Genomic DNA, 12,863 nt, shown 5'->3' on the forward strand with positions numbered 1-12,863 from the left:
CGTCATCGGGCCGCCAATGCCAATGAGCCTTTACAGAGGTTTGTCCGACGATGACGTTTACTCCATCGTTGCATTCCTCCGAACGGTTCCAGCAAGCGAGAATGAAACGCCATTCTCCACATATAATATTCCGTTGCCGCCCGCCTATGGGCCACCGCTTCAAAGTGTTTCCGCTCCCCCTCGTGCGGTAAGCGTCGAATACGGGGAATACCTCGCAGGACCGGTTGCACACTGCGTCGAATGTCATACTCCAATGGGAGAAAGAGGGCGGATGTTTGATACGCATCTTGGCGCAGGAGGGGTTGAGTTTCACGGGCCATGGGGAACATCGATAGCAGCTAATTTGACCACACATGAAGATGGGTTGGCCGGGTACAGCGATGCAGAAATAAAGACTATGATTACCAAAGGCGTACGGCCGGATGGTTCCAGGATGCATCCGCCCATGGGATATCATCATTATGCGGCGATGAAGGCAAACGACCTGGACGCTGTTGTATTGTACCTACGCCAGCTGCCGCCCCTCCCAGACGATAGTTAAACCATTTGAAGCTTGGTGGTGCACTGACAACGTAAGGTCTCCTTGGTCCGCAGACTGCAAGTTCGCTGATCATCATAATTCGCGGTCGCCGCGAATGGCGGCAATGACTGGACCTGTCGCGGTTCGATGCCGCTCCTTTGATAGCATTTACTGCCACAAAGGAGATTAAGTATGGGACTGAAACGGACAGACGAATTCCGCCATGATGCGGTGCGCATTGCATTGACCAGTGGGCTTACACGCAAGCAGGTCGCTGACGATCTTGGTGTTGGGATGTCGACGCTGAACAAATGGATCACAGCGCATCGAGACACGGATGTGGTGTCAAGAGGGGATATGAGCCTCGCCAAAGAGAATGATCGACTTCGACGTGAGATCCGGCTCCTCAAGGAGGAGAGGGAAATCCTAAAAAAGGCCACCCAGTTCTTCGCGGGCCTAAAGCAATGAGATTTAGGTTTATCGAAGAGCATAGGTCCGACTTTCCGGCCAGCCGAATTTGCAATGTTGTCGGTGTCAGCGCACGCGATCTACGTGCTTTCCGAAGTCGCCCCGCAAGCCGTAGACAGCGGTCCGATCTCGTCACACTGGCACATATCAAAGAACAATCTCGTCTCAGCTTAGGCAGCTACGGCAGGCCACGGATGACGGAAGAGTTGAAGGAAATCGGCTTGGACGTCGGACATCGCCGGGTTGGCAGGTTGATGCGCCAGAATGGTATATCCGTCGTCAGAACCCGTAAACACAAGGTCACCACAGACAGCAATCACAAGTTCAACATTGCGCCGAACCTAATGGATCGTGACTTCACCGCCTACGCGCCTAACCAGAAATGGGCCGGTGACATCAGCTATGTTTGGACCCAAGAAGGTTGGCTTTATCTTGCGGTGATCCTGGACCTGCATTCACGCCGTGTCATTGGCTGGGCGGTCAGCAATCGGATGAAGCGTGATTTGGCGATCCGTGCGTTGAAGATGGCCATCGCCTTCCGGTCACCGCCAACAGGCTGCGTCCATCACACGGATCGCGGGTCGCAATACTGTTCTCATGACTATCAGAAAATCCTGCGCCAGCATCGCTTCAAGGTATCGATGTCTGGCAAAGGTAATTGCTACGATAATGCGGCCGTTGAGACGTTCTTCAAGACGATCAAGGCAGAGCTGATCTGGCGGCATCCTTGGGAAACACGACGCAAGGCTGAGATGGCAATCTTCGAATACATAAACGGCTTTTACAATCCGCGCCGTCGACACTCAGCATTGGGTTGGAAAAGCCCGGTCGCTTTCGAACGCAAGGTGGCTTAAACGAGCACTTGGGGCGGCACAAAAGCGGGACAGGTCCAAACTTCGATTTGTATTTGTAGAACGACGCTGTGCTGATGCCATGCTTGCGGCACACCTCAGCCGTTGGGACACCGCCCTCCTGCTCTTTGATCATCCCGATGATCTGCTCTTCTGAAAACCGTGACTTCTTCATATTCCGTCTCCAATGCTTGGGACGGATCCTACTCAAAAGTGGAGGAGGTTTAAGGTCTCAGGTCAAGTCTGGAGCCTAAGAAAGGGGCACAACCGTGTTAAAGTCGCAAGAAGCGGCTATAGTGATATCGCATATAACGTAATTTAACGCTTGCGAATCATCGAGTGAGCGGCGACAACAGTGATACGAAATATCACTAAGGACGCCTACATGGATGACGCCGCTCTACCACTTACTATTCACGCCAGACAGCGCGCTGCTGAGCGCGCAATCTCGATTTCCGTGGTCAAGATGATCCTCGAGTATGGAGAGAGCCGAAAGGCCCGCGATGGAGCACGGAAGTATGCGCTTTCCAAAACCAGCTTGAGAAAGTTACGCGAGGACTTTGGGGTTAACGTTTCAAGTTCTCTGAACAAGTTTCGCAAAGCTTACGTTGTCTCTTCGAATGACAGGATAATCACTGTTGCTTTCTCTCAACGCCCACTCTTCCACTGAAGGAACCAATATGCCCTATACATTTGCACACAAATTTCTGCCTTGGATCGAGAACGCATCCGATGAAGAGCTGAAACGTGAAATTGACACTCCGGCCACCCTGTTGATTGACGGAGCGCAGCAAGGTCCCAAGCGGATCCATATTGCCTATGCGCCCTTCGATCATGTGAGCCGGGCAGCGAAGATAGTGATCGTCGGGATCACGCCTGGGCGCCAGCAGATGGCTAACGCATTGCAAGAATGCCGGCGCCAGTTGCGCGCCGGTATGGAGCAGGATGCAGCGCTCGCGGCGGCTAAAGTGCATGCGAGTTTTTCCGGGCCAATGCGGGCGAACCTCGTCGCCATGCTCGACGACATCGGCGTCGCCCAGTTGCTCAATCTCGAGAGCACGGCCGCCTTGTGGGGAACGGCCTCCAACCTAGTGCATTTCACATCAGCTCTTCGCTACCCGGTTTTCGTTGACGGGAAAAATTATTCGGGCGCCCCTTCAATGACGCGCGTTCCAGTTCTACGGAGCCAGCTTGAAACCTGCCTTGTCTCAGAGATGCGGCAATTGCCAGATGCTCTATATGTGCCCCTTGGCCCCAAGGTGAGTGAAGCACTGGAATGGGCCGCGCCTCGTGCAGGCATTCCAGAGGCACAGGTCTTGAGCGGGCTGCCGCACCCGAGCGGAGCCAGCGGCGAACGCATCGCCTACTTCCTCGGTCGCAAACCGAAAGCGCTGTTATCGGTCAAAACGAATGCCGCACGGCTCGATGCCGCGCGTGACGATTTGAAAACAAAAATCAAAGAACTGGGAGAGCGGGCATGACAGGGCTACCGCGCGATATGGATTATGAGGAGCGCATCCGCGAATTCGAAATTGGATATGATTACGCAAACGATCCCGGGGCAACACTCGTGGAATTGGTCCGGGCCGCCGGCGACTTTCTGAGCCAAATCGTTGGCGCCGAAAATGCCGACGTAGGCATGAAGCTTCTGATTGGCACCCTCGCCGAGGGAGAGGACGATTGGCGGGAAGGCCTCAAGACGAACGTGCAAGGTGCCTTCAGCGAATGGCCTCTGGGCCAGATGCTGCACAATCTTAGTGCCTACGCCCACTATGGGATCGATATCGAGGCACGAGAGCACGAGGACCAGTCTGTCATCGAAACACGTCTCGAGGGCATGGTGGACACAGCAGACCGCTTTTTGGCGATCTGTCCCTTGGAAGCTTGGCTAGGGCGGGATCGTGAAAGGCAACTTGAGGAGACCATTCTACTGGCCCGCGGACGGTGGGCACTCGACCACGACCGTCCAATCGAACCAGAGGCGCTCGCGCTCTTCGGTGGGGTCAAGATGAGTCGTATGCGTAACATGCTTTCTGGTCAAAACTCTACGCTGCGGCGCGAGAACGGACTTGTGCCGGCCAAATCCGCGATGGATTGGCTGGAGAAACGTCCCAGCTTTTGCCCGTCGATCTGGCGAACCGCGCGTCCGAATTACGATGGAGAGATCACCACCTATACCTATGCTCAGCCTCTATTCGTGCCTATGGCTCGGGATGGGTCTTTCTTCCATCACGGTCTGGAACGGCGCGGTACATTTACCATCGGGGAAAAAGGCAGTGAGAGACACGTTCACGGTTTCAGAGATGCCTTGCGCGATCTTCAGGAGATGTCTGACCCGGCCTGGCGTCGTCCGCCGCCGGGAGACAGGGGTGGATGGAGTATCGTGCGCGGGACCGGCTGGGTCCGCATGTCACAACAGGAACTGGACGCGCACGTCCGGTCGGAAAAGGAACTCATGAAACATATAAAAGAGGGCCACGAAGATGACTGAGGTATCCAGAGCTGCTACATTCTTGTCCGCCGCTATCAATTCCTCTGGCCTAACCCAAAAGGAGATCGCCCGTCGGGCGGTTTTTAGCCGACCAAACGTCATCTCCATGATGAAATCTGGTGAAACTAAGATTCCAATTCCTCGCGTCCCGGGTCTTGCCGTGGCCTGTGGCATCCCCAAACACAGGTTGCTTGAAGTCGTGCTTTCCGAGGAACATCCAGAGATCTGGGAAGTCATCAGCGATATGGTATGTTTTGATCCATGAGCAACGAACGACGACTTCTAGTGAAACCTCCGAACTAGGCTCAGGACCCATTGATCTCAGTCGAGCGTCTTGAGTCACCTCTGGAAAACTGAGCGGTGACATGTCTGATCCTTGCTGGTTGAGCGACGCGCAGATGGCGCGTTTGAAGCCCTAATTCCCGAAGTCCCACGGCAAACCGCGTGTTGATGGCCATAGGGTGCTGAGCGGGATTATTTTCATCAACCGTAATGGGTTACGCTGGCGCGATGCGCCCAACCGATCATCGGCGACGTGGCCAAAGGGATCGCGGAGTTGAAGAAGAAGGATGGCTTGCCGCTCAGCGTGCAAGGTAGCAGTCAACCTATCCAGACATTGCTCGAAAACCGGCTGGTTGACGAACTCTATGTCTGGACCTTCCCGGTTCAGGCTCTTGTCTGTCGACTGGCGGCTGCGCAGAAACGCTCCCCGCTAAGGGCTCATATGAAGGTCGGCTTCCTATGCTTGAGTGTGATCGGCTCGCACACACAGAGAAGGTCTGGAATTCGCCCTTCAGGTCGAAGCACCGCATCATGCCGCGCAAAGAACGAATGCCTTGAAAGGGCCGTCCTTGTTGGTGGTAGGCACCTAATTCGGGGAACATGCTGCGAACGATCTAACGGCTGTAGAGAGCCCATACCTCCCGAATGCTGCACGGCGCGCCAATGTCCGTTCTCTGGACTGGTGCGCTGGCAACCGAATTCAATTAATCTGTCAAAGATGCCACTCGTGGCCGACAGCTTTTTCGGATACCTCCCAGAGACGAGACATGACAGCCTTGTCATGGGCGTGAGCATTCAGTGTACCCTTGCCGACCGGGCCGACCGCTTCCATGCGGCCTGTCGGACCATAAAGGGCGCGTTGATCGATCAGGGTCTCTTCGGTTGCGCACATCACCTCAGGATATGAGCCTTGTTCTGCGGTCTGGACCATTGGCGTCTTGGTCATCAGCCACCAGATGAAACGCATCGTGCGGCTACCGCTTGTTGTGATCAGAGACGTCGCCGAAGAACCGGGATGGCAGACGAAAACCTTTACTTCTTTGCGCCCCGCAGCGGCCAGACGGTCCTGCAATTCGTATGCGAACATCATCTGCGCCAGCTTGCTTTGTGAGTAGGCGGTGTTTGCGCCGTAGCCCTCATCCCAGTTCATGTCGTCAAACTTGATGGTTTTGAGGCCCATGTTGTAGCCAAGGCTGGCGACGACCACGATCCGGCCTTTGCTTTCCGCGATGCGGTCAAAGAGCAGACCATTGAGCAGAAAATGTCCGTAGTGGTTGGTGCCAAGCTGGCTTTCGAAGCCGTCGACGGTCAGCTTGCGCGTCGGTACCTGCGCGATGGCCGCGTTATTTATCAGCGCGTCGATGCTTGGCACGGTATTCAGAACCTCTTCGGCAGCCTCGCGCACGCTGTCCAAAACGGACAGGTCCATGCGGATGAAACTTACATCGGCTTGCGCGCCGAATTCCTGTTTCAGGTCCGCGATGGCCGCCTCTGATTTCTCGGCTGAGCGGTTCAGCATCACCACCTTGGCGTTCTTCTTCAGCAAAATACGCGCGGCTTGGAACCCTGCGCCAGCGTTAGCGCCAGTGATGAGATAGGTCTTGCCTGACTGGTCGCCGAGTCGTTCGGGTGTCCAACCTTTGGGTCCAAATGTCGTATCTGCCATTTTCAGTCTCCTGCCAGTTCAAGCTGGCGTTTAAGGGTGTTGATGCTTGAAGGAGCAGATATTTCCAGATTGCGGATCTAAACAGACGAAATTCTCTCGGTTACTTGCCCAATTGTCTCAATTACATTGCAAAGAGGAAAGTCCTCTGCCAGCTAGAGTGCATGAGCAAAGAACAGATCAAAAACCTTATTGAGCGCCTTCTGCCCAAGGCAGGCCTTGTCGATACCGCGCTTAAAGGCGTCCAGCTTTTCCGGGTGACCGAGGCCATGCCTTGTATCCCTGCTATTTACGAGCCTACGGTTGTAGCCATCCTCAACGGCACCAAGGAAGCTGTGCTGGACGGAAAGCACCACGTCTATGGCTGCGACACATATCTGCTTTGCCCAATGACCATACCGGTAGAGGCAGGTACGCCACAGGCGTCGGAGGCGGAGCCTCTAATTGGCGTCATGATCACTTTGGTACCACGGATGATGCGTGAACTCACTATGGAGATCGATACCGCAGTCGGTGGCAACAGACAGTATCGGGAGGGAATACCACAGGCTTTAGCATTGGCGTCTTGGGATTCTAGGTTCACGCAGGCTTTGCTAGGGCTTCTGGAGTTGCTAGACAATCCGGTTGATCTGGAGGTACTGGGATCGGGGCGATTGCGCGAATTGTGTTACGCGGTGCTCATGGGCGAGGCGGGGGCCGCCGCAAGACGGGCCTTTGGCGTCGGCAACGAAATCGCGCGCACCATCGACTATCTCTCGAACCGCCTGAACGAACAGGTCACCATCGATGACATGGCCGATCATGTCGGCATGAGCCGCGCGGTGTTTCACCGTCGTTTCAAGGAAGCTACGACCATGTCTCCGATACAGTTCGTGAAAACGATGCGGCTGAACAATGCCGCTATGAAGATCTCCGAAGGAATGTCTGTTTCCGAGGCGGCCTGGGACGTGGGGTATCAAAGCGCATCTCAGTTCAGCCGTGAGTTCAAAAGGGTGTACGGCCAGTCACCCCGACAATGGAGTTACGACCAACAACTTGCGACAGGGGTGGTCTAGGGCCAACTTAGCGGACCTTTATGAAGGCACATCGAACGGCAGCTTCGTCCGCACACTGTGAGTTCGATTGCTACGGGATTTTGCGTACGCAGCGAACGGCTGGTTCGACGGGCCGCACCGCAGCATCCAAATCGCCCCGCGGACGGCGGCAAAGGGCCGGAAGCGCCGTCTCGTCATCAAGATGTTTGAAACAATTCCTAATAGAGGAAGCCCGTCAGCCACTCGATTTTTGCAATAAAGATAATGCTTCAGCCTGTGTCCCTGACCAGACATGTGATGTGCTATTAACCTATCCCGAGGTTCTTTCCGTATGTGACGGAGGATACGGGAGTGCGGCATCATGATAGTAGTTGTGGGTCAGAAACTAGCTAGGTGCGTAAGGATGTCGAATGCGCCTAGCCGACGTATATTCCGCGAAATAGGCTCAAGATGGGCAAGCATACGTTGGCGGCATGCCGGATGGCAAAGCACTTCGTTGTCCAGACTGCTCACGCGAAAGTTGTAAATCTGAAAGCCCTACAACTCTGAATGCAAAAACGTGCAGAATTATGCGCAGCGAATGCAAAACTATGGGGTGCGGGCAATGTTATCCGCACCCCTACAAAACATCAGAAATCCAAGTTCTCCACACTGAGCGCGTTTTTCTGGATGAACTCTCGACGTGGTTCAACGACATCGCCCATTAGCTTGGTGAACAGGTCATCGGCTTCGGCCATGTCTTCGACCCTGACCTGCAACAGCGTGCGGGCGTCTGGATCGAGTGTCGTTTCCCAGAGCTGCCCGGGGTTCATTTCTCCGAGGCCCTTGTAGCGTTGCAAGGTCAGCCCTTTTGCGCCCTCGTCTAGGATCGCATCCAACAGGCCAAGCGGGCCATAGATGGTTTGGTTTCGGTCGCGACGCACGAGGGTGATCGGAGTGGCGTAGATATCCTGCAGGCTCTTGGTGAAGCTGCCGGTCTTGCGTGCTTCGCCAGAGCGCAGCATTGGGCCATCCAGCGTTCGTACCTCTTCGACGCCGCGCAGAATGCGGGCCAGACGAATTCCGTGATCCTGTGTGATACGGCCTTGCCAACCGCGCTCGTATTCCAGCGCGATCAGGTCGAGCCGGGTTGCCACCTTGTCCGCAACCCCTTGCAGGTCGGCATCCACCGCGCCCGGAACAAAGGCGCCCGCAACAGCGGCCTGCTCCAGAATGTGGCGTGGATAGTGCGTCGGGAAGGCATCAAGCACCCGGCGCAGTTGTCGTGCCTCATCCACGACGCGCGCGAGGTCCTGTCCCGACAATTCCTCGCCGGATCCCAGACGCAGCACAGCACCGTCGACCCCTTGCTGAATCAGGTACTCGTCAAACGCGGCCTGATCCTTGAGATAAACCTCGGATTTGCCGCGCGCGACCTTATAAAGTGGCGGCTGCGCAATATAGAGATATCCGCCTTCGATCAGTTCCGGCATTTGCCGATAGAAGAACGTCAGAAGCAGCGTCCGGATATGCGCGCCGTCCACGTCAGCATCGGTCATGATGACAATCTTGTGGTAGCGCAGCTTGTCGATGTTGAACTCATCCCGGCCAATGCCGGTGCCGAGCGCCATGACGAGGTTGCCGATTTCCTGACTCGACAACATCCGGTCGAACCGCGCACGCTCCACGTTGAGTATCTTGCCTCTCAGGGGCAGTACGGCCTGTGTGCGTCGATCACGTCCGGTCTGAGCTGAACCACCAGCGCTGTCACCCTCGACGAGGAACACTTCGGTTTTGGACGGATCTTTTTCAGAACAATCCTTGAGTTTGCCAGCGAGAAAATTCACGTCCATCGCTGTTTTGCGCCGGGTCAAATCGCGGGCCTTGCGCGCAGCCTCTCGGGCCACTGCGGCCTCGATGATCTTGCCAACGATGACTTTGGCCTGGCTGGGGTTCTCCTCGAACCATTCGGCAAGTTTTTCGTTCATCAACCCTTCAACTGCCGGGCGCACTTCGGAGCTGACCAGCTTGTCCTTGGTCTGAGACGAGAACTTTGGGTCAGGAACCTTGACCGACAGGACACAGGTCAACCCTTCGCGCGCATCATCCCCGGTAAAGCTCACCTTTTCCTTTTTGGCGATGCCACTGGACTGGGCGTAATTGTTGATCGTCCGGGTCAGCGCGCCGCGGAAACCCGCCATATGCGTGCCGCCATCCCGCTGCGGAATGTTGTTGGTAAAAGGCAGCACCGTCTCGTGATAGCTATCGTTCCACCACATGGCCACTTCGACGCCGATATCGTCTCGTTCGCCCGTGATAAAGATCGGCTCTTCCATAACCGATGTCTTGTGGCGATCGAGGTATTTGACGAATTCCTTGACGCCGCCTTCATAGAACAATTCGCTCCGCAAAGGTTCGGCCGGGCGTTCATCAATCAGAATGATCCGCACGCCTGAATTCAGGAATGCCAGTTCGCGAAGGCGCCGTTCCAGAACCTCGAAGGAATACTCCAGGTTCGAAAACGTATCGGTCGATGCCAGAAAGCGCACTTCGGTTCCGGTCTTGCCTTCGGCAGCGCCCACGACGCGCAGATGCTCAGCAGTCTCGCCATGTTCAAAGCGCGCGTAATGCTCTTTGTCATCTCGCCAGATGCGCAATTCGAGCCAGACCGAAAGCGCGTTTACAACCGAAACGCCAACGCCGTGCAGACCGCCGGACACCTTGTAGGAATTGCTGTCGAATTTACCGCCCGCGTGCAGCTGGGTCATGATGACTTCGGCGGCGGAAACGCCTTCTTCCTCGTGGATACCCACCGGAATACCACGGCCGTTGTCGCTGACCGAAACGCTGCTGTCGGCGTGAATTTTAACGGTCACGGCATCCGCGTGCCCCGCCAAAGCTTCGTCGATGCCGTTGTCGACACACTCATACACCATGTGGTGCAGACCGGACCCGTCATCGGTATCTCCGATATACATGCCGGGGCGTTTTCTGACGGCCTCTAAGCCCTTGAGGACCTTGATAGAATCCGCGCCATATTCTTCCGGCAGCTTTACGTCTTCGGACATCCGAAATATCCCTTTTCTTTTTTGCATCTTATACGAATTATGGGGGGGGATGTCACGCGATTGCGCTATATTTTGTGGTGCGATGACGTGAACGACCTGATTACCCGGTACTGCTCAGGCGACGGCGATCTGAGAGACCCCATTCACCTCGGTCACTTCGACCCTCTGCGCCTTAGACCCCAGTTCCGCAAACAGTTCCGGACCGGTTCCGGTCATCCACGCCTGAGCGCTAAGAGCGCAGATCTCGTCATAGAGAGCCGCCCGCCGGTTTGCGTCCAGATGCGCTGACACCTCGTCCAGCAGCAGGATCGGCGGTGCGCCAATTTGCTCGGCCAGCGCCCGCGCGTTGGCAAGGATCAGCGACACCAGCAGCGCTTTTTGCTCGCCCGTCGAACAATCGCGCGCAGGCACCGATTTGGCCGCGTATACGCCGTATAGATCGGCTCGGTGCGGCCCCACCAGAGTACGACCGGCAGCCAGATCACGAAATCGGCTCTCGGCAAAGGCCTCGCGCAGGTCGCTTTGGGCCTCGGGCATCTCGCCCTCGGTCTGAACCAGTTCCAAATCTGCCGCCGGAAACGTGGTTTCTGCCTGCTCTTGCGCGCCGGACAGCAAGGCCAGCGCCCTGACCCGGTTCCGATGAATGCAATGCCCGGCCTCGGCCATCTGGGCTTCTAGCGCGCCATACCAATGGGCATCCCGCACCTGATCCTTGAGCAATCGGTTGCGTTCGCGCATGGCCTTTTCATACGTCAGCGAGACCTCGGCATGTTCAGGCATGAAACTGAGTGCCATCCGGTCCAGAAAGCGCCGCCGCCCGTCCGCGCCTTCGATCCACAGCCTGTCCATGCTGGGGATTAGCCACAGAACCCGCGCAATCCGACCCAAAGCGATTTGGCTGGCCGATTTCTCGTCAATCCGGACCTGCCGCGCCGCGCCTTTTTCGGACCATGTCTCGATCTCGTGCACCGATCCCTGCGCCTGCAAGACACCGGTCAGCTTCCACCCCAAGGCTTCGGGCCGACGGGTCATGTCGTCGGCGCTGGAGCGACGCAACCCGCGCCCCGGAGAGAACAGGGAAACCGCTTCGAGAATATTGGTCTTGCCCGCACCGTTAGGACCGAAGATCGCGACGGGACGAGAATCCAGCGTCAGACGCCCCAGCCTGTGAGACCGGAAATGCGATAGGGTGAGTTCAGTCAGGGACAGCGACATGCCTGTCCCCGCAATGACTGGGGCAAGCGATGATCAAAACCACCCAGATCAGACACGCATCGGCATAACCACATAGACCGCGCTCTGGTCATTGCCTTCCCGCATCAGGGTGGGGTCGCCTGCCGAGTTGAACATAAACACCGCGTTTTCGCGGTCGACCTGGCTAGCGATCTCAAGCAGATATTTTGCGTTGAATCCGATCTCCAGCCGTTCATCGCCGTAGGCGACGGCCAGTTCCTCTTCTGCCGCGCCGCTGTCGGGGGCATTCACGGACAGGATGAGCCTGTCTTCTTCAAGTTGCAGCTTGACCGCACGCGACCGTTCAGAAGACACCGTGGCCACACGATCGACCGCCTGTGCAAACTCTGCCGCGTCCACCTCGAGCCGGCGCGTATTGCCTTGCGGGATTACGCGAGAATAGTCGGGGAACGTGCCGTCGATCACCTTGGATGTCAGCGTGATGTCCGGCGTGGCGAAACGGATTTTCGTTTCGCTGACCGAGACGGCAATCGCCATATCGTCATCATCCAGAAGTTTGCGCAGTTCGCCAACGGTTTTGCGCGGTACAATCACACCCGGCATATCAGACGCTCCGTCGGGCAGGTCTGCATCAATACGGGCCAGCCGGTGACCATCGGTTGCAACGCAACGCAGCACCTTGCCGCCATCCGCATCGGCGACGTGCATGTAAACCCCGTTCAGATAATACCGGGTTTCCTCGGTCGAGATCGCAAACTTGGATTTATCGAACAACCGGCGCAGTACACCTGCAGGTGCGGAAAAATTGGACTCATAGTCAGAGGACGCCATCACCGGGAAATCTTCCCGCGGCAAGGTCGCGAGCGAAAAGTTCGAGCGCCCGGCTTCGACCGTCAACCGGCCTGCGGCTGCATCTGCCGTGAGCGAAACAAGCGCGCCATCGGGCAGTTTGCGAACAATTTCGTGCAAGGTCGTGGCGGCTACGGTGGTCGCACCCGCACGCTCAACCTGTGCCGGAGCCTTGTCGACCACCTCGATATCCAGATCGGTGGCACGGAACAGAACTTGATCACCTTCGGCTTCGATCAGCACATTCGCGAGGATCGGGATCGTGTTGCGGCGTTCCACGACCGACTGGGCCTGAGACACGGCCTTGAGCAGCGTGCCGCGTTCGATGCTGAATTTCATGTCCTTCGATCCTCTGCATAGGCCGGGATGGGCAACCTAACGGTTTGCCCGGTCAGCACAAGTTTTTTGTGAATTTGTCCGCTGGAATGATTCGGGCGTCAAGGGGCCAGACGCAGGCAGATCGC

General features: G+C 56.4%; 9 protein-coding genes and 3 pseudogenes. 7 read left to right on the forward strand and 5 right to left on the reverse strand.

All coding sequences use genetic code 11. The features are described from left to right. Positions 1-541: pseudogene (locus ABJO75_RS13745) on the forward strand (cytochrome C); the annotation flags it as partial. A 171-nt stretch (positions 542-712) separates the two neighbouring features. After that, positions 713-1,842, forward strand: a protein-coding gene (locus ABJO75_RS13750; RefSeq protein ID WP_348126846.1) for an IS3 family transposase whose coding sequence is annotated in 2 segments (ribosomal slippage) — positions 713-956 and positions 956-1,842 — 1,131 coding nt in all. Because the reading frame shifts where the segments join, the coding sequence is not laid out codon by codon here. A gap of 34 nt (positions 1,843-1,876) precedes the next feature. Here ABJO75_RS13750 and ABJO75_RS13755 read toward each other — a convergent pair. After that, positions 1,877-2,014 (reverse strand): annotated as a pseudogene (locus ABJO75_RS13755) (transposase); the annotation flags it as partial. A gap of 505 nt (positions 2,015-2,519) precedes the next feature. Between ABJO75_RS13755 and ABJO75_RS13760 the strand changes: the two are divergent. The 4 genes and pseudogenes from ABJO75_RS13760 to ABJO75_RS13775 all read left to right on the forward strand — a co-directional run. Continuing rightward, on the forward strand, positions 2,520-3,320 hold the full coding sequence (locus ABJO75_RS13760; protein WP_348126849.1) for a hypothetical protein: 801 nt from the start codon (positions 2,520-2,522) through the stop codon (positions 3,318-3,320). Continuing rightward, complete coding sequence (locus ABJO75_RS13765) at positions 3,317-4,330, forward strand: hypothetical protein (protein WP_348126852.1); 1,014 nt, start codon at positions 3,317-3,319, stop codon at positions 4,328-4,330. The genes ABJO75_RS13760 and ABJO75_RS13765 overlap by 4 nt, the downstream gene beginning before the upstream one ends. Beyond that, entirely contained in the window at positions 4,323-4,595 is a 273-nt protein-coding gene (locus tag ABJO75_RS13770) for a helix-turn-helix transcriptional regulator (protein ID WP_348126855.1), read from the forward strand. Before ABJO75_RS13765 ends, ABJO75_RS13770 begins: the two co-directional genes overlap by 8 nt. A gap of 100 nt (positions 4,596-4,695) precedes the next feature. Next, positions 4,696-4,848 (forward strand): annotated as a pseudogene (locus ABJO75_RS13775) (transposase); the annotation flags it as partial. Between the two features lie 476 nt (positions 4,849-5,324). Here ABJO75_RS13775 and ABJO75_RS13780 read toward each other — a convergent pair. Then, entirely contained in the window at positions 5,325-6,278 is a 954-nt protein-coding gene (locus ABJO75_RS13780; RefSeq protein ID WP_348126858.1) for an SDR family oxidoreductase, read from the reverse strand. 161 nt (positions 6,279-6,439) lie between these two features. Between ABJO75_RS13780 and ABJO75_RS13785 the strand changes: the two genes are divergently transcribed. Then, on the forward strand, positions 6,440-7,330 hold the full coding sequence (locus tag ABJO75_RS13785; protein WP_348126861.1) for an AraC family transcriptional regulator: 891 nt from the start codon (positions 6,440-6,442) through the stop codon (positions 7,328-7,330). A gap of 608 nt (positions 7,331-7,938) precedes the next feature. Here the strand turns inward: ABJO75_RS13785 and gyrB are convergent. From gyrB to dnaN, 3 genes are all read right to left on the reverse strand, one after another. After that, positions 7,939-10,356: a DNA topoisomerase (ATP-hydrolyzing) subunit B gene (gyrB, locus tag ABJO75_RS13790; RefSeq protein WP_348126862.1), complete on the reverse strand. Its 2,418-nt coding sequence runs from the start codon at positions 10,354-10,356 to the stop codon at positions 7,939-7,941. Between the two features lie 114 nt (positions 10,357-10,470). Further along, on the reverse strand, positions 10,471-11,571 hold the full coding sequence (gene recF / locus ABJO75_RS13795; RefSeq protein ID WP_348126865.1) for a DNA replication/repair protein RecF: 1,101 nt from the start codon (positions 11,569-11,571) through the stop codon (positions 10,471-10,473). A gap of 48 nt (positions 11,572-11,619) precedes the next feature. Then, positions 11,620-12,738 (reverse strand): DNA polymerase III subunit beta, encoded by a 1,119-nt coding sequence (gene dnaN / locus ABJO75_RS13800; protein ID WP_348126867.1) that lies wholly within the window; start codon positions 12,736-12,738, stop codon positions 11,620-11,622. Between the last annotated feature and the right edge of the window lie 125 nt (positions 12,739-12,863).

The sequence above is a fragment of the Sedimentitalea sp. genome (assembly GCF_039973035.1).
Taxonomy (GTDB): Bacteria; Pseudomonadota; Alphaproteobacteria; order Rhodobacterales; family Rhodobacteraceae; genus Sedimentitalea.